Annotated in this window: 23 protein-coding genes, 2 tRNA genes and 2 pseudogenes; 12 read left to right on the top strand and 15 right to left on the bottom strand. The window is 63.6% G+C overall.

Annotated elements, in window-relative coordinates; all coding sequences use genetic code 11:
* Positions 1–48: 48 nt before the first annotated feature.
* Genes SG26_RS13385 through SG26_RS13375 form a run of 3 tightly spaced genes read right to left on the bottom strand, consistent with a single transcriptional unit; the run spans position 49 to position 1,677 of the window.
* A complete protein-coding gene (locus tag SG26_RS13385; protein WP_014040015.1) occupies positions 49–861 on the bottom strand; it encodes an HD domain-containing protein in 813 nt (270 codons plus the stop codon).
* A gap of 46 nt (positions 862–907) precedes the next feature.
* Complete coding sequence (locus tag SG26_RS13380) at positions 908–1,375, bottom strand: peroxiredoxin (RefSeq protein ID WP_014040014.1); 468 nt, start codon at positions 1,373–1,375, stop codon at positions 908–910.
* 56 nt (positions 1,376–1,431) lie between these two features.
* Positions 1,432–1,677, bottom strand: a complete 246-nt coding sequence (locus tag SG26_RS13375; protein ID WP_004515651.1) for a hypothetical protein — start codon at positions 1,675–1,677, stop codon at positions 1,432–1,434.
* A gap of 639 nt (positions 1,678–2,316) precedes the next feature.
* On the opposite strand from SG26_RS13375, the gene SG26_RS13370 reads away from it, so the two are divergent.
* The gene (locus SG26_RS13370; RefSeq protein WP_014040012.1) at positions 2,317–2,556 is read left to right on the top strand and encodes a twin-arginine translocase TatA/TatE family subunit; all 240 of its coding nucleotides are present in this window, start codon (positions 2,317–2,319) and stop codon (positions 2,554–2,556) included.
* A 77-nt stretch (positions 2,557–2,633) separates the two neighbouring features.
* Positions 2,634–2,707 (top strand) — tRNA-Arg (locus SG26_RS13365).
* On the opposite strand, the gene SG26_RS21155 is transcribed toward SG26_RS13365, so the two are convergent.
* Entirely contained in the window at positions 2,676–3,041 is a 366-nt protein-coding gene (locus SG26_RS21155; protein WP_154020797.1) for a hypothetical protein, read from the bottom strand. The genes SG26_RS13365 and SG26_RS21155 overlap by 32 nt on opposite strands.
* 247 nt (positions 3,042–3,288) lie before the next feature.
* Here SG26_RS21155 and SG26_RS22215 point away from each other — a divergent pair.
* Positions 3,289–3,375, top strand: a pseudogene (locus SG26_RS22215) (hypothetical protein); the annotation flags it as partial.
* A gap of 99 nt (positions 3,376–3,474) precedes the next feature.
* Here the strand turns inward: SG26_RS22215 and SG26_RS22210 are convergent.
* Positions 3,475–3,717 (bottom strand): annotated as a pseudogene (locus SG26_RS22210) (hypothetical protein); the annotation flags it as partial.
* Here SG26_RS22210 and SG26_RS13360 point away from each other — a divergent pair.
* Entirely contained in the window at positions 3,604–4,920 is a 1,317-nt protein-coding gene (locus SG26_RS13360; RefSeq protein ID WP_369804308.1) for a GMC family oxidoreductase, read from the top strand. The pseudogene SG26_RS22210 and the gene SG26_RS13360 sit on opposite strands and share 114 nt — an antisense overlap.
* On the opposite strand, the gene SG26_RS13355 is transcribed toward SG26_RS13360, so the two are convergent.
* The 3 genes from SG26_RS13355 to SG26_RS13345 all read right to left on the bottom strand — a co-directional run bounded on the left by SG26_RS13355 (position 4,917) and on the right by SG26_RS13345 (position 6,779).
* Positions 4,917–5,495, bottom strand: a complete 579-nt coding sequence (locus SG26_RS13355; RefSeq protein WP_050037813.1) for a metal-dependent hydrolase — start codon at positions 5,493–5,495, stop codon at positions 4,917–4,919. The genes SG26_RS13360 and SG26_RS13355 overlap by 4 nt on opposite strands.
* A gap of 84 nt (positions 5,496–5,579) precedes the next feature.
* A complete protein-coding gene (locus tag SG26_RS13350) occupies positions 5,580–6,032 on the bottom strand; it encodes a hypothetical protein (protein ID WP_008309881.1) in 453 nt (150 codons plus the stop codon).
* 48 nt (positions 6,033–6,080) lie between these two features.
* Complete coding sequence (locus SG26_RS13345) at positions 6,081–6,779, bottom strand: chemotaxis protein CheC (RefSeq protein WP_050037812.1); 699 nt, start codon at positions 6,777–6,779, stop codon at positions 6,081–6,083.
* 254 nt (positions 6,780–7,033) lie between these two features.
* On the opposite strand from SG26_RS13345, the gene hisC reads away from it, so the two are divergent.
* The 5 genes from hisC to SG26_RS13320 all read left to right on the top strand — a co-directional run bounded on the left by hisC (position 7,034) and on the right by SG26_RS13320 (position 11,227).
* Entirely contained in the window at positions 7,034–8,116 is a 1,083-nt protein-coding gene (gene hisC / locus SG26_RS13340) for a histidinol-phosphate transaminase (protein ID WP_050037811.1), read from the top strand.
* Entirely contained in the window at positions 8,113–8,619 is a 507-nt protein-coding gene (locus SG26_RS13335; protein WP_050037810.1) for an adenylate kinase family protein, read from the top strand. The genes hisC and SG26_RS13335 overlap by 4 nt, the downstream gene beginning before the upstream one ends.
* Positions 8,616–9,224 carry a CDP-alcohol phosphatidyltransferase family protein gene (locus SG26_RS13330; RefSeq protein ID WP_050037809.1) on the top strand — a complete coding sequence of 203 codons (609 nt, stop codon included), beginning with the start codon at positions 8,616–8,618 and terminating at the stop codon, positions 9,222–9,224. The genes SG26_RS13335 and SG26_RS13330 overlap by 4 nt, the downstream gene beginning before the upstream one ends.
* 163 nt (positions 9,225–9,387) lie before the next feature.
* Positions 9,388–10,629, top strand: coding sequence for an RNA-guided endonuclease TnpB family protein (locus SG26_RS13325; RefSeq protein WP_050037808.1), 1,242 nt, complete (start codon positions 9,388–9,390; stop codon positions 10,627–10,629).
* A gap of 67 nt (positions 10,630–10,696) precedes the next feature.
* The gene (locus tag SG26_RS13320; RefSeq protein ID WP_023843198.1) at positions 10,697–11,227 is read left to right on the top strand and encodes a multiprotein bridging factor aMBF1; all 531 of its coding nucleotides are present in this window, start codon (positions 10,697–10,699) and stop codon (positions 11,225–11,227) included.
* 1 nt (position 11,228) lies between these two features.
* Here the strand turns inward: SG26_RS13320 and SG26_RS13315 are convergent, their stop codons facing one another.
* Positions 11,229–11,834 (bottom strand): response regulator, encoded by a 606-nt coding sequence (locus SG26_RS13315; protein WP_023843197.1) that lies wholly within the window; start codon positions 11,832–11,834, stop codon positions 11,229–11,231.
* A gap of 98 nt (positions 11,835–11,932) precedes the next feature.
* Here SG26_RS13315 and tpiA point away from each other — a divergent pair, with 98 nt between their 5' ends.
* A complete protein-coding gene (gene tpiA / locus SG26_RS13310) occupies positions 11,933–12,580 on the top strand; it encodes a triose-phosphate isomerase (protein WP_008309909.1) in 648 nt (215 codons plus the stop codon).
* 27 nt (positions 12,581–12,607) lie between these two features.
* Here tpiA and SG26_RS13305 read toward each other — a convergent pair whose 3' ends face one another.
* Together SG26_RS13305 and bluB are read right to left on the bottom strand one after the other, a co-directional pair.
* Positions 12,608–14,545: a helicase HerA domain-containing protein gene (locus SG26_RS13305; RefSeq protein ID WP_050037807.1), complete on the bottom strand. Its 1,938-nt coding sequence runs from the start codon at positions 14,543–14,545 to the stop codon at positions 12,608–12,610.
* A 169-nt stretch (positions 14,546–14,714) separates the two neighbouring features.
* On the bottom strand, positions 14,715–15,386 hold the full coding sequence (bluB, locus tag SG26_RS13300; RefSeq protein ID WP_014040001.1) for a 5,6-dimethylbenzimidazole synthase: 672 nt from the start codon (positions 15,384–15,386) through the stop codon (positions 14,715–14,717).
* Between the two features lie 169 nt (positions 15,387–15,555).
* Here bluB and SG26_RS13295 point away from each other — a divergent pair, with 169 nt between their 5' ends.
* A complete protein-coding gene (locus SG26_RS13295) occupies positions 15,556–15,903 on the top strand; it encodes a hypothetical protein (RefSeq protein WP_044952195.1) in 348 nt (115 codons plus the stop codon).
* Here SG26_RS13295 and dinB read toward each other — a convergent pair whose 3' ends face one another.
* Positions 15,904–17,253 (bottom strand): DNA polymerase IV, encoded by a 1,350-nt coding sequence (dinB, locus tag SG26_RS13290; RefSeq protein WP_014039999.1) that lies wholly within the window; start codon positions 17,251–17,253, stop codon positions 15,904–15,906.
* A gap of 394 nt (positions 17,254–17,647) precedes the next feature.
* On the opposite strand from dinB, the gene SG26_RS13285 reads away from it, so the two are divergent.
* Entirely contained in the window at positions 17,648–17,962 is a 315-nt protein-coding gene (locus SG26_RS13285; RefSeq protein ID WP_014039998.1) for a hypothetical protein, read from the top strand.
* A gap of 310 nt (positions 17,963–18,272) precedes the next feature.
* Here the strand turns inward: SG26_RS13285 and SG26_RS13280 are convergent.
* The 3 genes from SG26_RS13280 to SG26_RS13270 form a co-directional block, all read right to left on the bottom strand.
* Positions 18,273–18,343: transfer RNA gene (locus SG26_RS13280), tRNA-Gly, on the bottom strand.
* Positions 18,344–18,544: 201 nt separating this feature from the next.
* Positions 18,545–19,234: a class I SAM-dependent methyltransferase gene (locus SG26_RS13275; protein WP_014039997.1), complete on the bottom strand. Its 690-nt coding sequence runs from the start codon at positions 19,232–19,234 to the stop codon at positions 18,545–18,547.
* A 12-nt stretch (positions 19,235–19,246) separates the two neighbouring features.
* Positions 19,247–20,287, bottom strand: coding sequence for a tyrosine--tRNA ligase (locus SG26_RS13270; protein ID WP_050037806.1), 1,041 nt, complete (start codon positions 20,285–20,287; stop codon positions 19,247–19,249).
* Positions 20,288–20,367 lie beyond the last annotated feature (80 nt).

Raw genomic sequence — 20,367 nt, 5'->3', positions numbered from 1 at the left:
TAGACATAGCTAGGGAAGCACGGTACAAAACCGTTGTGTCGATCCGGTTTAGAGTTCGATTCGCTCGACGATCTGATTGCCGTCCTCCCGGGTGTTGAGCGCGACGATACGGACGTGTTCTTCCAAGCCAGAGTCCCTGAGTTTGGCTTTCAGAAGATTATCGACTTGGTAGACGCCGGCCGCGTTGTTCATCGAAATTTCGACGAGGACGGGATAGTCGTCGCCTGGGCTCAGCGTAACCGTCTCGATGGCCTGGCTGGAGACGGTATCGATACCGCGGCCGCCGTGCTTGTACGGAATGCGCGACCGACCGCGCTCCATGTCCAGCGCGTCGGCGACGCGAACGACGCCGGCTTCCAGCGTCAGCGGGTTTTCCTCGGTGTGATGGCAGAGAATGGCATGGAGAACCTCACCCTTTACCTGAACCGCCTGACGGATGCCGTAGAACTCCGGGAGGATGTCATCGAGGATGTCAGCCGCCAGCGGGATCGAATAGTACGGGTGTGAATCGCGGTGGACGACGTGCCCGATGTCGTGGAGCGTCGTCGCAAGTGCGATGATGACAGCCTCGTCAGCCTCGTCGAGGCCGTGGTCGGCCGCACCGTTGAACTCGACGCCGCCCTGCTTGAGGAGGTCATACAGGCACAGTGCTCGGTTCCGAACGATACCGATGTGTTTCGCGCCGTGGTCGTTGTACTGTTTGCGCGCGACGGGATTGATGTTCTGAGCTTCGAGATACGCCTGGATCTCCTCGTCAGTCGTAATAGTGTCGAGAACTGCGTTCAGTCGCCCGTCCGGGAACGCGTGGTCCGCCTCGGGGTCGTAAATCCGGCCGCTGGCATTGTCTCTATCAACGCTCATACCACATCCCAAACGACCCACAGCGAAAAATCCCCCACCGGCGCGATCAGGTGGCGGCGTCGATAACTTCGTCGTAGTCCGGTTCGACGCCAGGGTCGTCGCTGACCCAGGCGTACGTGACTTCCCGGTCTTCGTCGATAACGAAGACGGCCCGCTTGGCGACGTTCGGAACGCCCAGCGCCTCGAAGTCCATCGAAATGTCGTAGGCGTCGACGATTTCGCGCCCGGAGTCGCTGACGAGGTCGAACTCGAGTCCCAGTTCGTCACGGAACGCGTTCTGTGAGAACGGCGTATCGATGCTGACACCGTACAGCGTCGCCCCCGCCTCGGTGAGTTCGTCGAGTCGGTCCTGGAACGAGTTCATCTCGTGACTGCAAACGCTGGTGAACGCGCCCGGGAAGAACGCGAGCACGACCGGCCCATCGTCAACTGCCTCGGATAGCGTTATCTCATCAACGTCGCCATTGGCAATCGGTGCCGTGAAATCGGGTGCAGCGTCTCCGACTGATACCATACTGGCGACCTGGGTCGTGGCAGATAAAACCCTTTCCGACGCGGACGAGTCCCGAATCAGAACTGCGCGAACTTCGCGGTGACCTCGTCGATCCACTCCGGCAGTTCGCGGTCCGCGAGTGTCCCGTCGGCGTCACGGGTCGTGACGACATCTGCGATTTCGCCCTCGCGCGTGATATCGAGTCGCCACACCCCATCAGCCTCGATATCGACCCGAACGACGTCCTCTCCGACCGGTTTGATCGGTCGAATCGTTACCTCTTCCCCGCTCCTGACTTCCATCGTGTGACTATCGGCCGGCATCTGGTCTCTCTGAGCGCCCGACGGTAGTTATATCCCCGGGCGGAGAGTGCACCTGCCCGGCGCTGTGGCTGGTGATACTGTCGGCTGTAACTATTTCAAGATATTCCTCACCCCGGGCGAAATCTTCACAGACTTACAGCCGACAGTATGAGCAGTGGCTTAACCAGAATATAATAAATTGACAGGACCGTGTAGCCGGTACTGCGGGTGCGAACCCGCACGCAGGCAAATCCGACGCCGGACATGGCTACGGAAATCGTGTCACCTGAACAGCCCCAGCTATCGACTCAGTCCCGTGGACATGCTGCGGTGTATCTGTCGACGTGCCAACCCAAGCCAGCGACACCGGGAAGTCAGAGACCGAGTGCCTCGTGTTGCCACTTCCGAGCCACACCCATTCCCCACTCCTCCTGTGTCGGGCCTCGCCGTCGGTTCCCGGCGAGGCCGTTTCGACAGACTAAGCCGCCACGGCTCGGTGATGACTAACGGTCTGTCTGCTGGCCACGCCAGACAGTACTGGAGAGTCGGCCTCGACGGCAGTGACTCGCCTGCCAGGCCGTCCTGAGCAAAAAGGTTATAATAGCAACCACGTAACCTTCGGATACAATGTTAGGGACATCCGGAGTACTGTTCCCGGGGATGCCCGGGACGACGGAGATGATGGTCATCCTCCTCATCGCCGTCCTGCTGTTCGGCGCGAACAAGATTCCGAAACTAGCGCGGTCGACCGGCGAAGCCATGGGCGAGTTCCAGAAGGGGCGCGAAGAAGTCGAGCAGGAACTCGAAGAGATGCGTGAGGGCGGCGCTGCAGAAGGGGCCGATGCATCCACCGTGGACTCGGCCGAGTCGACCGAGACGGCGACGGAAACCGAGACGTAATCTCGACCACTTCTCCGTTTTCAGCGGTCTGTAGTGATAACGAAAGGATTTTTCACCGCTCAATCGACCACCCGATAGGGCGTGTGGCCTAGTGGACCAGGGCGAGGGGTTCCTAACCCCTAGAACGCGGGTTCGAATCCCGCCACGCCCGTTTTCCGGCGAGCGACAGCGAGCCGTGAAAACGGCCCGGAGATTCGAACCCTACGAGACGAGCGGAGCGAGTCTCGGTCCGGTTCGAATCCCGCCACGCCCGCTTCGTGGTTTCTCGCGTCCGCTCGAAACACACTCGCGGCCGTGGCGACCCTCGCGAAACCTTCGGTTTCGCTCAGTCCCGCCACGCCCGTCGTGCGACGAACGGATGTGAGGAGTCGACGGGCCCGGAGTTCGAACCCTGCAAGTCGCAACGGCGAGCGAAGCGAGACGACCGTCTTGCTCCGGTTCGAATCCCGCGAGACCCGCTGCAGCGGGTCTCGCGTAGTTCGCAAATGCTTCGCGTTTGCTCAGTCCCGCCACGCCCGTGCAGGGAACCGACGAGCGAAGCGAGTCTGTGACTGAACCGGCATGGCGGGATTCTAATCAGGGAGGTCGCGCGCAGTGGAGCGAATACGTCTGACCGTGACGTCGCGCAAAGAGGATGCGATACAATTGGGATACGTCGCAGTTGCTGTGCAGACTCTCCACAGCACCTGAGATGCCAACGTATAAGTTTAGGCTTGCCTAACTCCTGCTGAAATGGACCGGGAGCCGTCCGAGCGGGCGGATGTCTGTGTCGTCGGGGCCGGGCCGGCAGGGGCACTCGTCGCGAGCCAACTCGCCAGCGACGGTCGCGACGTGGTCGTGCTGGAGGCCGGGCCGCGGTTCGACAGGTCGAAGCGCGAGCAGCAGATGGAACAGGCAATCCGGCCCGGCGGCCACGGCTCAGTCTGGGGGATGGGCGGCGACCGCGACGCGTTCAGTGCGAGCGGCGAGCGGTACTACCCGCTGAATATCTCGCGAGTGAAAGGGGTCGGCGGGTCGACGCTGCACTGGCAGGGGATGGTGATGCGGTTGCATCCCTCGGATTTCGACGGGAGCCACGACACCGACGACCCGGCGTGGCCGATCAGCTACGACGACCTGCGGCCGTACTACGCCGATGCCGAGCGGGCGCTGGGGGTCGCCGGTGACGCGGACAACCCCTTCGCACCACCGCGGGACGGTGCGTACCCGTTGCCCGGCTTTCCGCCGTCGTACAGCGACTCGCTGTTCGCTGAGGCCTGCGAGCGGTTGGGCATCACGATGCACTCCGTGCCCAACGCCCGGAACTCCGAACCATACGACGGCCGGGGGCCGTGTGTCGGCTACGGGACCTGTCAGCCGGTCTGTCCCTCCGGCGCGAAATACGACGCCAGCGTCCACATCGAGGACGCCGAGGCCGAGGGGGCACGCGTCATCGACCGCGCGCCGGTCCAGCGCCTCGTTACTGACACCGACGGACGCGTCGAAGCAGCCGTCTACGCGACACCGGACGGGACCGAACACCGACAGACGGCCCGCGAGTTCGTCATCGCGGCGGGCGGCGTCGAGACGCCGCGACTCCTCCTGCTATCGGAGAGCGACGGCCACCCGGACGGACTGGCGAACAGTTCGGGACTGGTCGGCCACTACTTCATGGACCACCTGTTTGCCGGCGCTGGCGGCACCCTCGACCGGGAGACACGCCAGAACCACGTCGGCTTTCTCACGAGCGAGTGCCACCAGTTCTACGACGACCCCGGGCAGGCAGTCGAGCGCGTCGCGGATGGCGAGACGGTGGTCAGGGCCACCGACGAGGCGCTGTCACCCCTCAAACTGGAGTTTCTGAACTACGCCGGTCCGTCGCCGGTCGAACTCGCGCTCTCCGGCGAGGAGTGGGGCGATACGCTGCTGTCGAGCCTCCGCGAGAGCTACGGCAACAGCATCGCGATGGGCGGGCTGGTCGGCCAGCCGCCGCGGAAGGAAAACCGGGTGACGCTGGACACGTCGACGACAGACGATCACGGCAATCCGGTTCCAGATATCCAGTGGTCGTGGGGTGAGCGACTGGAACGGTCGCTCAGTCGTGCGAACGAGATTCAACGCGCCGTGCTGTCGGAGCTGGGCGTCGACATCTCGTGGACGGTCGGGCCGGCGGACACCGGGCCGGCGTACCACCACATGGGCACGACGCGGATGGGGACCGAGCCCGAAAAGAGCGTCGTCAACCCACAGTTGCAGACCCACGACGTGGCGAATCTCTCAATCGCGTCCTCGTCGGTGTTCGTCACCGCCGGGTCGATGAACCCGACGCTGACTATCGCCGCGCTGGCGCTGAAGTGTGCTGACCACGTTTCCGAACGGCTTTAATCGGCGAAGTCCGTGAACACAGCCTTGCTTCGCCGAGTGACCGACCGGAGCCCGGGTACACCGTGGGCGATCCACACGGCGACAGCCAGGCCGAACAGCCCGAACTGGAACAGGACGTACGGCTCGACGGAGAGCGAGGCGAACTGCTCGACGAAGGAGGTGTCGTTGGCGTACGGCGGCGGTGGCCGGAGCGGCCAGACCAGAAAGCGAAGCCACTGTAGCTGTGTCAGGTCACCGCCGAGCAGCCCCGCTACCGCTGTCGGACTCATGTCGGTCAGCGTGTGTGCGAACGCACCGACCGTGAAGGCCTTTGAGAGGTCCGTTCTGCGATAGCGGACAGCGAGTCGGTGCAAGACCACAGCGATGATGAGGAGGGTAAACACCGAATGGGCGAGCGACCGCCCTGACGGCAGGACACCGAACGTCCATGCGAGGGGCTTGTCGATCAGGTCCGGGAACTGCGACCCCACTGCCAGCGCGGTCAGCGTCGCCGCCGTCTGGCGACGGGTCGGGTCAAGGCGAGTGTCGACGACGTAAACGAGGTAGGCGACGGCGAGATGTCCCCACGGCCACATTGGGTACTGGTACGCCGGATGGTGATTTGTATCTGCTGATACAGGTCTGTCTGCACAGCGATCGGCAACCGATATGCCGGCCGTTCAGTACAGGCCGAGAATCGCGCCGGCGTCGAGCAGGAGGAGAATCGACACAACGGACGCTCCCAGCAGGAACGGGCGTGCGTTCCGGGCCGGTTCGCGCACCTTCTGCTGATTGAAGCCGTCACTGAGCTTCGAGGCCCCGACTTCGACGAGGCCGGCCAGGATGAACCACAGGACGATCATCGTGATGACGAGGTGGCCGCGCCCGGTCCCCGTCAGCGACTCGGCGGTGTAGCGGGTCGCTGCCAGATGCCCGCCCGTCAGAAACAGGAGCAGTGCGCTCGCCCGTGACACCGTCTTGAGCTTCCCGGTAATCGCCAACAGCGGTCCCGGCGAGGAGTCGCCGTTCAGCGCCGTCGGGAGGACGGCGTAAGTCATGAACAACACGGTGCCAGCCCACAGCGCGGCGAATATCAGGTGAACCCCGAAGACAGCCGCGTTTACGACACTCATATGCGGCGGTTGGACGCGACCCTCTTCAACGTCGTGGGTTCGGTGTGGTTACTCCGAGGAATCGAAGGCATCGAGCGCGTCCGCGTCACCGGACATATCGAGTTCTTTGACCGCGTCGGTGTCGGCCGAGATATGCGTCTCGCGGTCCGTGTCGTAGTCCAGTTGGTCGATGAGGTGGACGAACGAACCGGGGTCGGGGATGAGGAAGATGCGGAGCGAGAACGCCACGTCGCTCTCCTTGATGTCGACGAGCGAGTCGAGCACGATGGTCAGCGAGTCCCGCCGGACGTGCGAGAGGGCCTTGTCGGCGATCTCGGTCGCGTCGTCCTGTACGACCGTCGGCGTCCCCATATTGATGGTCGCGTTCAGCGTGTTCGCGATGCCGTCGATGAAGCCCGAGGTGAGGATGTTACACATCTCCTGGAGCGCGGACTCGTGGAGCTGTGTGAACCCGTCGTCGACGCTGGAACCGGTCATCAGCTCCGCGATTTCGGCGGCCGTCTCGGTCTCGAACGTCATCAGGAAGACGCCGTAGGGCGGCTCTGTCAGCCGGACGCGAGCGCTGTAGATGGTCCCGCCGCCCATTTCGGTGGCGATGTCCTCCGGCTGGACGAACGAGAGGCTCTTGATCTCGACGGCGGCGTCGACGCCGGCCAGTGTCGCCAGCGAGTCGGCGACCTGCTCAGCCCCGTCCTGAATGAGTCTGGTGATGAGCGTGAGTTTCCGAATATCGATGAGAAGCGGCATTGCACGCTATCAGGGCCTATGGTGTGTTACCGTTTTCGGTGGGGCGGCGTCCCGGGGCTGCACGGTGGATCACCGTAACGCTCATTACCACTGACTGACAGGGCTTCGGTGGGGAGCGTGCTATTCCGTGCCTTACCCGTCCTCGACGGGTTTCACACGGGAGCCCACCAGCGTATTTCTACGGGTCTGGCTGGGGAGCCACGGCCACGCCCGATGTGAGCACGCTTAAGCCGCCCCGTCCGTTTTGCACAGCCATGGAACCACGGGACCTCTCCGCTCACACTGTCTATCGGGCAGGTCGCGGTATCGAGGAGGTCGCCCGGGAACTCGGTCTCGACCCGGGCGACATGGTGAAGCTAGCGTCGAACGAGAACATGTACGGGCCAAGTCCGGACGCCGTCGAAGCGATTCGCGGGTCGGCCGAGCGGATGCACTCCTATCCGAAGGCTTCCCACGCCGACCTCGTCGACGAACTGGCGGCCATGTGGGACGTGACGCCCGAACAGGTGTGGCTGAGCAACGGCGGCGACGGCGCGCTGGACTGCCTCGCCCGAGCCATGCTCGACCCCGGGCAGGACGTGCTCGTCCCGTCGCCGGGCTTCGCGTACTACGCGATGAGCGCCCGCTATCACCACGGCGAGGTCAACGAGTACACGCTCTCGAAGGCCGACGACTTCGCCCAGACCGCCGACACCGTCCTGAAAGATTACGACGGCGAGCGAATCGTCTACCTCACCAGTCCGCACAACCCGACTGGCGCGGAGTTTTCGACCGACGCGGTCCGGACGATTGCCGAGGAGACCGACGAACAGACCCTCGTCGTCGTGGACGAGGCCTACGGGGAGTTCTCCGACCGGCCGAGCAAGCGGCCGTTACTCGACGACCGTGACGACGTCGCGCTCCTGCGTACGTTCTCGAAGGCCTACGGGCTCGCGGGCGTTCGCCTCGGCTACGCGGTGGTCCCCGAGGAATGGGCCGACGCCTACGCACGTATCAACACGCCGTTTTCGGCCAGCGAACTCGCCTGTCGCGCCGGGCTGGCGGCGCTTGACGACGACGACCACGTCGAGCGCTCCGTCGACACCGCCGCGTGGGCTCGGGAGTACCTCTCCGAGGAACTCGACTCGCCGACCTGGGACAGCGCCGGGAACTTCATTCTCGCGGAGGTCGGCGACGCGTCGGCCGTCGCGGACGCCGCCCAGGAGCGGGGCGTCATCATCCGCGATTGCTCCTCGTTCGGGCTGCCCGAGTGTATCCGCATCACCTGCGGGACACGCGAAGACACGGAGCGCGCCGTCTCGGTACTGAACGAAGTCATCGAGGTGGTCGAGGCGTGAGAGTCGCTGTCACCGGGACGCCGGGCACGGGCAAGACCACGGCGACGGAGCGCCTCGACACTGACCTCGACGTTCTACACCTCAACGACGTCATCAAAGAGGAGGGGTTCTCGACGGGCATCGACGAGGACCGCGGGAGCCTCGTCGCGGACCTGGACAAATTGTCCGAGTGGCTCGACGGCCGCGACGACGTGCTGTTCGAATCCCACCTCGCGCATCATTTCGCCGCCGACCGGGTGATTGTGCTGCGATCCCACCCTGAAACCATCGTCGAGCGGCTTCGTGAGCGCGGCGACGACGATTCGAAGGCCTACGAGAACGCGGAGTCGGAAGCGCTCGATGTCATTCTCGGGGAAGCCGTCGAAGAGCACGGCATGGAATCGGTGTGCGAAATCGAGACGACGGACCGGGACCCCGACGCGGTGGCGAGCGAAATCCGGGCCGTCGTGGACGGCGAGCGCGAGCCCAGTGCGGGCACCGTCTCCTACATCGACTGGCTATGACGCTCGATAAGTTCCGCCCGCTGGCCGACCGCGCGCTCGGCCCGTTCGTCAGCGCCGCCAAGGTCGCTGGGCTCTCCCCGAACGGCGTCAGCGTCATCGCGTTCCTGCTGGCCCTCGGAGCGGGCGGGGTGTACGCCGTCGCGGCGCGGGAACCCCTGCTGTATCTCGGTGGAGCTGTCCTCGTCTTCCTGAACGGCTGGCTCGACCTCGTGGACGGCGCGCTTGCACGGGAGCTGAACGTCGCGTCCTCGGGCGGTGACCTGCTGGATCACGTCCTCGACCGCTACGCCGACATCGGTATTATCGTCGGCCTCGCCGCCGGCGTGAACCAGTGGGAACTGGGCATCGCCGCCGTCACCGGCGTTCTGATGACCTCCTACCTCGGGACGCAGGCACAGGCGGTCGGCCTCGACCGCGTGTACGGCGGCCTGCTCGGCCGCGCCGACCGGCTTGCGCTCGTCGGCGTTGTCACGGGCGTCGCGGCGTTCGTCCCGACCACGCTGACCGGTCTGACGCTGGTCGGCTGGCTGCTGGTCGTGTTCGCCGTCGTCGGCCACGTCACCGCCGCCCAGCGGTTCTATCACGCGATGCGGGCGCTCGACTGAACATCGGCTCAGCAATTGACGGACCGGCATCCCGCTGAGAACGACCAGTGCACTATTTATACTGATCAGCGTGGCGAATCCCCCGACACACCATGAACGGGGATGAAGCCGAAACTCCATGTCACAAACCATTAAATAAACATGTCGACAATCAAGGATAGCGATGGAACACAGTTACCGCTACCGTGCCTATCCGACAGAAGGGGTAGCGGACGAACTGGAACATCAGGTAGATATTCATCGCCAACTATACAACCACGTCCGATGGGACTACACGAACAGCCCCGTGGATGCTAAGCCGAGTGAGTTCGACCAGAACAACAAACTCCCTGAGTGGAAGCAAAAATGGCCAGTGTTCGCGGAAACGTATTCGAAAGCCGCGCAAGCTACCGTTGCCCGCTTCCACCGAAACCTCTCGAACCTTCGTAAACAAAAAGAGAACGGGCACACCGTTGGTCGTCTCAAACGGCAAGCACCTACCGATTACCGGAGCGTGACGTACAACCAGTCTGGTTTCGACCTCGATGAAAAGAGGGGCCAAGACGGGTTTGCGTACGTTCGCTTCAGCAAAGTCGGATGGGTCAAAATACGGTACTCCCGTCCAATCCCTGCTGATTCCTCAATAAAGGAAGCCACGTTCAAGAAAGAGACTACCGGTGAGTGGTTCGTTTCCTTTGGGTTGGAAATCGACGACGCTAACTTGCCCGAGAAGCCCGATGTGGACTCACTCAACCCGAGCAACAGCGTGGGTATTGACCTCGGCATCTTGAACTACATCCATACCAGCGACGGGAAGACCGTGGATTGGCTCGACCTCGAAGGCGAATACGAACGACTCCGACGTGCGCACCGCAAACTCTCGCGGAAAGAACATGGGTCGAACAACTACGAGAATCAGCGAGTCGAAGTGGCGAAGGCCAAACGCGACATCCACCGGAAAGTACTGGACTACCAGCACAAAATAACGACGTGGCTCGTCAAGGAGTACGATGCCGTGTTTGTGGAGGACTTGAACGTTCAGAGTATGCTTCGAGCGGATGGAAACGGTCGGAACAAGCAGGATGCGGCGTGGCGACAGTTTATCACTTTGCTTGAATACAAGGGCGATGTGTACGGTACGCACGTTGTGCAGGTCGAAGCGGCAGGGACGACAAAAGAATGTGCGGTGTGTGGTGTGGAGTCATCGAAGTCCATCTGGGTCCGGGAACACTCCTGTCCATCATGTGGGTTTGAGACAGATAGGGATGCGAATGCAGCGATGAACGTCTTGCAAAGGGGGTTTTCTGAACTAGGGCTGGGATGGCCCGAATCAACGCCTGTGGAGACTGTGACCGCTACGGACACCGCTGATCTTCAGCGAATGTCTGCAAGTCACGTCATCGAAACAGGAAGCCTGTCTACGTGAGAACAGGATTCCCCGCGCCAGCGTGCGCAGGGCAACATTCAAACCGCGCCCCGTCCAAGCCGTCGGTATGGTTCAGTGCGAGATGTGCGGAACGGAGGTTTCGTCTCCGAACCGCGTCAAAATCGAGGGAGCCGAACTCGACGTCTGTGACGAGTGTACCGACTTCGGCACGGAGGTCAAGACGGAGGAGACGTCGTCCACGTCGACGAAGTACTCGACGTCGTCCTCCTCGTCATCGTCGTCGAGTTCGTCCTCCTCGTCGAGTTCCTCGGGTGGTGGCGGGTCCGGTGGCCGCCGTCGAGATATGTTCGACGAGATGGACGAGATCGCACAGGATTACCACGACCGGATCCGCAAGGGCCGGGAGTCCCAGGGACTCAGCCAGGAGGAACTCGCCAAGCAACTCAACGAGAAGGCGAGCCTGATCCGGAAGCTCGAACAGGGTAACTCCCTGCCCAGCGACGACGTCCAGAAGAAACTCGAAAGCGCGCTCGAGATCTCCCTGAGCGCTGGCGGTAGCGCCGACGAGACCGAGTGGTCCGGCGGCAGCAGCGACGGCGAGTACACGCTCGGCGACGTCGTGAAGCGGAAGGACTAGGTTACAACTGGAGGTCGTCTTTCTCTACGTCGAGTTCGTCCGCGAGCGACTCGACGTTCGACGAGATACGCTCGATCTCGTCCTGAAGTTCCTGATACCGGTCGCTGTCCTGCAGTTCCCGGTCGGTCTTCTCGACGCGGAGGACGTTGCGCTTGAGCTTTTTCGACGTGAGTGTCCGGAGTCTGTCGTTGTACTCCCGGATCTTGTACAGTCGGTCGACAACCTCTTGGAGGTCGTCGCGAGTAACGGGTTTGACGAGGTAGTCGTCGACGCGCATCTCGATGATGTCGAAGTCGGGGTCGATAGCGGTGACCATCGCGACGCGGCATCGAAGGCCTTTTTCCTCGATCTGTGCGAGCACTTCGTTGCCGGAGACGACCGGCATCCGGCGGTCGAGCAGCACCACGTCGATGTCGGGCGACAGCAGTTCCAGTCCTTCCTCGCCGCTGTAGGCCGTCTGAACGTGATACTGGTCGGATAAATAATCGGTGTACAGATCGGCCAGATGCTGCTCGTCTTCAACTATCAGAACGGTCGGTGTGTCGTCATCCCCTGCTGTCACGGCTTGTCTCGTTTCTTGTCTCGGCCGAAGCGTAATAATTGTCATCCCCGAGCGGTGGACCGAGATGGAACGACGGCGCAGTAGTAGGCACGCCAAACGGCGGCTTCGCAACCTATTTCCCGACAGCAGCCGGTGCGTTTCGTATGTTCGTCCTTGTCAATCTGAAGGCGTACCCGTGTGACCCAGTCGAAGTAGCGACCGCCGCTGCGGACGTCAGCGACGATTCCGGCGTTCGCGTCGCCGTCGCGCCACAGGCCGCACAGATCGGCGCTGTCGCGGAAACCGGCGTCGAGACGTGGGCCCAGCACGTCAGCGCCGTCGAGCACGGCAGTCACACCGGCAGTACACTCGCCGAGGCCGCCGCGGACGCCGGGGCCGTCGGGACCCTCCTGAACCACTCCGAGAACCGACTCAAGCTCGCGGACATCGACGGTGCGCTCGACGCCGCCGACCGCGCGGACCTCGAAACCATCGTCTGTGCGAACAACCCCGCACAGATCGGCGCGGCCGCCGCGCTCGACCCCGACGGCGTCGCCGTCGAGCCGCCGGAACTCATCGGCACCGGCACGCCCGTCAGCAAGGCCGATCCGGACATCGTGACCGGCGCAGTCGACGCCGCCGCCCGCGTCAACGGCGACGTGGACGTGCTCTGTGGGGCCGGCATCTCGACTGGTGAGGACCTCGTCTCAGCGAGCGATCTCGGCGCGAGCGGCGTCCTGCTAGCGAGCGGCGTCGCGAAGGCCGACGACCCGCGTGCGGCGCTCGAAGACCTCGTCGAACCGCTACTGTAAAATCGCCGTTATCGCGGTACTACCTTTTCAGTCGCCGTTGCCGTCCAGAAACGCCGATTCGAGTCGGGAGACGACCGACTCTACCTCATCGTCGTCGAGTCGGCGGTCGCTCTCTTCTCGAACCAGCGCCGCAATCCGGGAATCGTACTTCCCGCGGCCGACGTGTTCGACCAGTTCGCGGAGTCGGAGTTCCCTGTTTCGCGCGTAGGCCGCCGTCCGGTCGCCGGAGCCGCCAGCCGAGAAGTGGGCGTTCAGCGGCGTTCCAGGGCCCTGCTCGCGGTAGTACGCGAGCATTCGGCGGGTCTTTCGGTCTAACTCCTCGATGTCGGCTCGCAAGTCGCCGTAGACGGCGGGCCCCTCGGAGTCGGATGTGGACTCGTCTTCAGCGGACCCAGTTGCCCCGCTCGACTGCTCGGCTTCGACGGCCTCAGCGATGGCCGCTCTCAGGTCCTCGTCATCAGCCTCAGTAGCGCCGTCCGATTCGGTGTGGTCGTTCGCTGGCACGGCCACCGCACCGGTGTCCGCGCTGGCCCCGTTCGTCGCCGCAGCAGCGTTGTCGGCGTGACCGTTCGACACCGGTTCGGCGTCCGCAGTGCTGGCATTCGTCGCTGAGTCATCGCTGGTGCTGCCGTTCATCGCTGCTCCGGCGTCCGCACTGCTACCGTTCGTCTCCGCACCGTCACTGGCGCTGCCGCCGTTCATCGCGGCCCCGTCCTCGGCAAAGGCACTGAACGCGTCGCCGAACCCGCCGCCGGACGTGGCGTCGGCCGTCTCGTCCGGTTCCGGAGACTGCTCGTCGGGACTGTCAGTGTCCGCCTCACTGTTGGTGTCTGCGTCGCCGTCCGACGTGGGTTGCTCGGCGAACCGTTCGCGCTGGCGGCGCATCTCCTCCTGTGCCGTCCGGCCGGGGTTGTAGTCGTCGGCCTGGTTCAGCATCGCCTCGGTGAACTGCTCGGCCATCCGCGAGAGGTCCCGGGCGTCCTGCAGTTCCGCTTCCAGTTCGGCGATGCGGGAATTCTTCTTGTCCAGTTCCTCGCGGAGTTCCTTGATGCGGTTCTCCGTCGCCTGCTGTTCCTCGCTGATGGTCTCCAGTTCGGAGACGAGGTCGTCGCTGACGGACTTGAGTTCCGGGCGCTCGAAGTCGTCGAGGCCGGGCGTCGCGCCGGCGTCGAACGTCTGTTTGCGGTGGAACTGGACCCGGCTGACCTGCTCGGCCCAGTCGTTCATCATGAACGCTTCCCCGTCGTCCAGGTCTTCGACGGCGTCGGCGTACTTGTTGTCGAGGATACGCCCGACCACTTTCGTGTCGTTGTTCCAGGTCAGGCGGTGCCAGACGAGCCAGTCACACTGGGTGATGTAGTCTTTCTTCACGTCGGCCGGGCGCTGGCTGATGCCGACGATTCCCAGTCCGTGTTTCCGGCCACGCTTCCCGATCTTGATGAGCATCTTCCCGACCTCGCCCATCGACCCCTTTTCTGGCATCCACTCGTGGCACTCCTCGACGAGCATCAAGAACGGCTGTTTCTGCTTTTTCGCCTTCGCGAACAGTTGCTTGGCGACCTCGGTCAGTAGCGTCTCTGCCTCCTCCTCGTCGAGGAACGACGAGATATCCAGAATGATAGGGACGTTCTGTTCCAGCGCCAGCGAGGCGATCTTGCCGGCGTGGTCTTCCGTGACCTGAATGTCGCACTCCTCGTCACCGCCGACGTGAAGGATCTCGTACTCCTCTTTCAGGCCGTAGTACTCGCCGTCGATATCGACGATGAGCAGACCGAACCCGTTGTCCAGCAGCTTCTCGGCGATGACACTCGCCGTGTTGGATTTCCCTGACCCGCTCTTGCCGGTGATGAATCCCCGGCCGGTCAGCAGTTCCACTACCGGGAGATTGACGGTCTCGCCTGGCTCCCCGGTCCCACCCGGCCCTGCGCTCGTCGTCGCGACAGTTATCTGTTCGGTCTCTGCCATGCGTTTCTGTCACGAATGAGACGCGCAGGCCCCATAACTCTCCGTCAGACGCCCATCAGCTGTGGAACAGGTCTGGACGCAGCAAGCAGTTCGAAGCCAGTCCGAGGTTTCGCTCGCTCGGGCTTCAAATTCTCGTGTGCTACCGACGGGGCTTCGGTTACCGACGCCGCTATGACTTCGTTTCGGGCGTCCGACTGGGGTCCCACTCGTCGTAATGGACCAGTTCCGTTCTGTCGATGCGATTACGCCAGCCTTCCCGTTGCAGTACCGGTTCAGCAGGGAAGCCGTCTTCGGGGTAGCCGACACAGAGGTAGGCCACAGGCTGAACGTGGTGTGGAATGTTCAGCACCGCACGGAGTTCGTGGGGATACAGAAACGAGACCCAGCCGACACCGATGCCCTCGGCACGGGCAGCGAGCCAGAGGTTCTGTACGGCGAGACACGTCGAATAGACGTCCATTCGCCGCATCGTGTTCCGGCCGAGAACGTGTGGCGCAGCGCGAGTGGGGTCACAGGTAACACAGATATTCACCGGGGCATCGGTTATCCCCTCCAGTTTCAACTGGCCGAAATCCGATTTGCGCGGCTCCTCGTAGCCTTCGCGTGCGGCGGCTATCGCCCGTTCGGCAATCGCTGCGACCGCTGATTTCGTCTGCTCGTCCTCGATCACGACGAAATCCCACGGTTGCGAGAACCCGACGCTGGGCGCGTTGTGTGCAGCATCAAGGACCCGTGTCAGTACGTCCTCGGGAACGGAGTCCGCGGCAAATCGTCTAATGTCCCGTCGCGAGTAGATGGACTTGTAGACCGCCTCGCGGTCGCGTGGTCCGAACTCGACCATATCTTCCCTGACAAACGACAGTTGTAAACCGGTTGTGCTGACCGACAGTGTCCCGGGTACGACGGGATGCGAACGCGAAACGGACCGTGAGCGGTGCCAGTCAGCCCGAGACGGGGTAACGGCTATTGTGGTGGGACACCTTGACACACTCGTTCGGCTGGGGCTGTCCATGGACAGGTACGAGACGTTCGTCGAGGACGGAACGGTGTACGTCGGGAGTGACGACGGTCCACTCGAAGTGGCACCGCTCGAAGACATCGTCGCGGCTGCCGGCGGCCCGGCCTGGACGATCACCTACTCCGAGGCAGAGAAAGAGCGCTACGCCGGGATGGACACCAGCGACGAAGGACTGGTGGTCGACGTAGTCGATATGTTACACGCGATGACCCACAGCCAGCGGTTCGTCGACACGCTGGCCGCGCATCCGACAGCAGTCCCAGCAGACGACACTATTTCTCCGCGAGCCGGTCTGTTCGTCGGGAAACTGCTGGAGAATCTGGAACACGGTGTCGCCTAACTAGAAATCCGCGAGCGTGGTCTGGCCGGGCGGGAGTGAAATGTGAGTGTCAGCGGGGCCTCCATCTTCGTCCATCGTATCTCCGGCAGCCTCGCTCTCACCGAACGTTCCGAGACCGACCTGTCCTTCCTCGTCCTGTTCTTTAGCCGTCTCCGAGCTGTTGTCGGCGACGGAGCTATCGGTCGTCTCCTCGGTTCCGGAGCCACCGCCGAACCCGTCCAGATTGGCCTGCTCGCCGGCCGAGAAATCAAGGTTCGAGACGCGGACACCGACCTTCCGAACCGGGTCGTCGTCGAACTCGCCGAGCAGGTCGAGCGCGACGCGCCTGACAAGGTCGGGCTCCTCGACCGGGCCGGGGAGCGACCGGGCACGCGTGTTCACGTCGAACGGCGGCGTCACGACCTTGATGCCGATGGTCTGGTAGCGCGCGCCCTTTCGCTGTGCACGGTCGGCGACAGCGTCGGCGAGGGTGCGAACCTGCCGACACTTGGCCTCCATCTCGGCCGTCGCTTCGGTGAACGCGGACTCCCGCGAGAGGCTCTTGGGGTCGCCTTTCGGTGTCACCGACCGCTCGTCCTCGCCGCGGGCGTAGCGGCGTATCTCGCGGCCGCGCTCGCCGAAGCGCTCGGCAAGCAGTTCCGGGTCAGCGGCCGCCAGATCGCCCGCGGTTTCGATATCGAGCGAGGCGAGTTCCCTGGCGGTGACCGGGCCGACGCCGTGGACGTCCTCGACGGGGAGGTCATCGAAGAACTCTCGGACAGCCCCGGGTTCGACGACGATTAGGCCGTCCGGCTTGTCGCGGTCGCTGGCCACCTTCGCGGCGCTCATCGTCGGCGCGACGCCGACGCTCGCCGCCACGCCCACCTCCGATTCGATGGTGTCTTTCAGGTCTTGTGCCCACGACTCGACGGTCTCCCAGGAGACCTGTTCGGTCACATCCAGATACGCCTCGTCGATGCTCACCTCGCGGACGACGGCCGCTTCTGCATGGAGGATGTCCCGGACATCCGCGGCGACGGACTCGTAGAAGTCCATCTCGACCGGGCGGTAGAACCCAGCATCCTCGACATCGAGGGCCGGGTCGTCGACAGCGTCGACCTTCCGTGGGAGCCGTTCCAGCGCCTCAGAGATCGCCATCGCCGACTCGACACCGTACGCCCGGGCCTCGTAGCTCGCTGTCGCGACGGCCCCGTGGGTCGCGCCGTTCTCGTAGCCCATCCCCACGACGAGCGGCTCGCCTCTGAGTGCCGGCTCCCGCCGCTGTTCGCAGGCGGCGTAGAAACAGTCCATGTCGACGTGCGCGACTATTTGCTCGGGTCCGCTGGTTCCAGGGAGCCGCGCGGCGTCCATATCCGACGCTACACGTACTGGCAGAAAACCCCACCGGCCCTCGCCGGCCCTATCAGGTCAACGTTTGGACTACTGTATCGAAACCACCTCGAAAAACGGGAGCAGGGAAAGTGGTGGGGGTGGGGGTGAGGTGTCAGCTGCTCCGTCTGCCGTTAGTTTCAAAGCGATACGTGGCCGGTGGAGTGGCCAGTCTCCACCGGCGATGATCGTCCGCCGATGCCAATCCCGGATGGTACGACGGTCGTTCCCGCCGGGAGCGTAGGAAGCTCCATGTTAACAAAAGTCATGATAATACTTCAATGTTGGCCGAAGTTATGTCTGCCTCACACTTTGAGGTCCCCCGGCCGCGCCCCGCTCGAAACGCTTTCAGTCCTCTCCCCACGACTGCGACGTAATGACCGAACTGACGGACTCGCTGCCGGACAGACCGCTCTCGACGAGCGAGATCTCGGCCCTCGAAGCCCAGCACGACGACTACGGGTTCGCGCCAGTCGGGTTCTTCCCCGACCTCGACGTGGTGGCCGCGTTCGTCGTCATCATCGACGGCGACCGCGGCTACAGCCTCGGCTACGACCGCGACGGCGACGGCTGGGTCGTCGTCGAATCCTTCGAAGACGGCGAGGACTTCGCCGGCGTCACCGACCGCCTGCAGGAATGGATGGGCGACGACTGGCAAGAGTTCGAGCAGGCTGCGGTCGAACCGGAGTGACGGCGTCAGTTGGCTTCAAAGGCGGCTGAGAGACCTCGGCGACGTTCAAAACGCCTGATAACGCCTCGGCTGGCCGTTTTTGTTGCTGTAGAATGCGGCGACCGGGATTTGAACTCGACTGCAAATCCTCGCTGTCGGTCGGATTTCCGTAGTTCAAATCACTCTGTACAGCATTTGCTGCTCGCGGCTGGACTCGCAGCAAAATGCGGCGACCGGGATTTGAACCCGATGGCGAGACTCGTTGCACTCGTCTCGCGTGATTCAAATCCCTCCGTACAGCATCCGCTCGTCACGTCCGTTCCTCGCAGGATGCGGCGACCGGGATTTGAACCCGGGCCATGAGCTTGGAAGGCTCAGGTCCTACCACTAGACCACCGCCGCGCATCGCTTCGCGTCTTCGCGGCGTGCCTCGCGATTCCGCTGGAATCGCTCGCCACCGTCGCGCTCTCACTGCGTTCGCGCGCGGCGTCGTTCGCAAATCCGAGGGATTTGCTCACCACCGCCGCTCACTCGTGCGGGCACAGACCAGATGGACTGTGTTTCGCCCGAGTGCGAACGTACACATCCATAGATGGAAGGCAATTAAGTGCGTTTCCCTTCTGGCTCGACGACCCCGTAACAGTTGCCGCTTGACAGCTCCATCGAGACGAGCCGGAGGTCGCTGTCGGCGACATCGCGCTCGAACTCGGCCGGCGCGTAGATGTGGTAGAACCGCGGGACCGTCTCGCCGCCGGGGAGCGTCCAGTCGACGGTCGTGTCAAAGCCCTCGTCCGCGTCGGGGTCGGCGTCGAAGCGGTCGTGGGCCGTGCTCCACGCGCTGACGAGCGCCCGAGCGCCCGGCGCGAGGACGCGGGCCAGTTCGTCCAGACTGGCGCGGCGGGCGGCCTGCGACGGGAGGTGATGCAGCGTCGCGACGTACACCGCGAGGTCAACGGACCCGGCTGTGAGCGGGAGCCGGGTCGCATCGCCCTGCAGCAGCGCAACGCTGTCGCCGACGCGGTCGGTCGCCGCCCGCAGGAGCGCGCGGCTGGCGTCGAGGCCGACGACGCGGTCAGCGACCCCAGCGAGCAGTTCCGCGTGGCGGCCGTTGCCACAGCCGACATCGAGCGCCGTCCCGACACTGCCGCACTCGTCGACGAACGATTCGACCTCCGGCCAGGCGTACTCGCGGGTCTTCGAGAAGTGGTCGCCGATGTCCTCGTAGGTCCGGCGGACGGCGGCCCGCGAGCGCGCCGGTTCGTCACTGTCGGCGCTTGGGTCGGCGGGTGGCATCGGTCGACCGCGTTACTCCGCGCCGTACTTTTCGGGGTAGGCCTCGGCGAGTAGCTCGTCCTCGTCGGCCAGTCGCTCCCGGACCGGGTCGATAACGTCCGAGATCGCGCTTGCGGCGGACGGCTTCAGGTCGGCAGGGTGGAGTTCGCCGCTGACGAAGTCTGCCTCGACCTCGTCGTAGCTCTCGTAGGTGAGGTCCCCGCCGTACTCCTCGGGGCGCTCGACGACGAAGGACTCACCGCGAACGTCCAGAATCGGGAAGACGAGGTGGTTGAGGTACTCCAGCACGCCGTTCTCCTCGACCTCGCCAGCCGGGCAGTACGCCTGCCCGATTTTCTCGTCGACCTCGTCCGGGCTGTCGGTGAGGTTGACCTTCGACGCCTCATCAGAGGCACTCATCTTGCCGCCCGAAAGGCCCGACAACAGCGGGGCGAACAGACAGATCGGCGACTCGCCGCCGTGGTCGGGCAGAATCTCGCGCGAGAGCATGTAGATGCCGCGCTGGTCGACACCGCCGTAAGCGATGTCAGCATCGAGTGCCTTCACGTCCAGCGTCTGCATCAGCGGGTAGATAAGTCCGCCGAGGTTCGGGCTGTCGGACTCGCGGACGACCTCGCTGGCGGCGCGCTGGGTCCGCGAGATAGTCGTTTCGGCGGCCATCCGGTACATCTCCAGCGTGTACTCCTCGTCGAGCTGGAAGTCGGTCCCGCGGACGAAGGTCACGTCTTCGGGGTCCGCGCCGGCTGCTTCAATCATGCCCTCGATGGCCGTCTCGTAGTAGGCCGAGCGGGCGTCAAGTAGGTCGAACGGCGATTTGTTGTCGTCAAGATGGGCGTGCAGGTCCGCGATGAGGACCGTCACGTCGACGCCGGCCCGCAGGAAGTCCGCGAGCTTTCGCATCGTCGTGAAGTGGCCGATGTGCATCTCGCCGGTCGGCGCGTAGCCGATGTACGCCGACGGGTCGCTCTCCTCGAACAGCGTTCGCAGTTCGTCCTCGGTGACGACCTCTGTGGTGTGTTGCGTCACCAGATCGAGTCGCTCGGCGGTATCCATACCGATGTGTGGCCGGTCCGGCGATTAAAACGTTCCTGTCCGGTGTGACGGGCTGTCGAGGTGGGCCGTACTGTTTTACG

The organism is Haloarcula sp. CBA1115 (assembly GCF_000827835.1).
In the GTDB taxonomy this organism is placed as follows: Archaea; Halobacteriota; Halobacteria; order Halobacteriales; family Haloarculaceae; genus Haloarcula; species Haloarcula hispanica.
Note: the sequence above shows the minus strand (reverse complement) of the source record. Positions and strands in the feature narration are given on the sequence as shown.